Source organism: Streptomyces sp. NPDC059909 (assembly GCF_042730885.1).
Lineage (GTDB): Bacteria > Actinomycetota > Actinomycetes > Streptomycetales > Streptomycetaceae > Streptomyces.
The window spans coordinates 1-694 of sequence record NZ_JBHWKX010000258.1; the positions used below are offsets into that span (position 1 = coordinate 1).

2 protein-coding genes are annotated in these 694 nt (G+C 71.9%); one reads left to right on the forward strand and one right to left on the reverse strand.

What is annotated here, in order from left to right; all coding sequences use genetic code 11:
* Nucleotides 1–403: DNA repair ATPase (locus tag ACFV9O_RS40665; protein ID WP_385428173.1), on the reverse strand; the 403-nt coding region annotated here is incomplete at its 3' end.
* 112 nt (nt 404–515) lie between these two features.
* Between ACFV9O_RS40665 and ACFV9O_RS40670 the strand changes: the two genes are divergently transcribed.
* A partial coding sequence (locus tag ACFV9O_RS40670; RefSeq protein WP_385428177.1) for a helix-turn-helix domain-containing protein occupies nt 516–694 on the forward strand: 179 nt, incomplete at its 3' end.

Consider the following 694-nt stretch of genomic DNA (forward strand, 5'->3'; position numbering starts at 1 on the left):
CGGTGGCGCCGCGCGCCGTCCGGGCCAGCGAGAGGCAGGCGCCGAGGGCCCGTACGAGGTCGGGGTTGCCGACCCGGGCGAGCGGCCCGTCCCCGCCGTAGGCGTCGGCCCGGGTGTCGGCGACGTAGGGGGTGCGCCAGAGCTGGACGGGGTGGACGCGGGTGGGTTCGCCGCCGTCGTCGGCCCGGAGCACGAAGAGCCGGAAGCCGCGTCCCGGCGGGACGCCGTGGAGCAGGGCGTTGGTGGCCAGTTCGCTCACGCAGAGCAAGACGTCGTCGCGGGGCACGCGGGCGTCCCAGTCGTCCAGCACGGCGGCGGTGAAGTCCCTGGCTGCGGGGACGGATCGGCGCTCGCGGCGGTAGAAGCGCTCGCAGCGCGCGGGGAGTCGGGTTTCGGTTTCCACCCTCCTAAGGTCACCCAACGTCACTAGCCTTGTGCAGGGCGTCGACCCGTACAAATCCGTTGTACGGGTCGTGCCGGGTGCGCGACGGGGCGCGTCGGGAGATGGAGTGCGTATGCAGCAGCGAAAGAAGTCCAGCAAGAAGGTCACGTCGTGGGAAGTGCTCGGCAAACAACTGGCCGAGTTCCGGCGGGTGGCGGGGCTGACCCAGGGGCAACTGGCGGACCTGGCGAGGGTCGGCGAGGACACGGTCTCCTCCGTCGAGCAGGGCAGACGACGGCTACAGGCCGACTT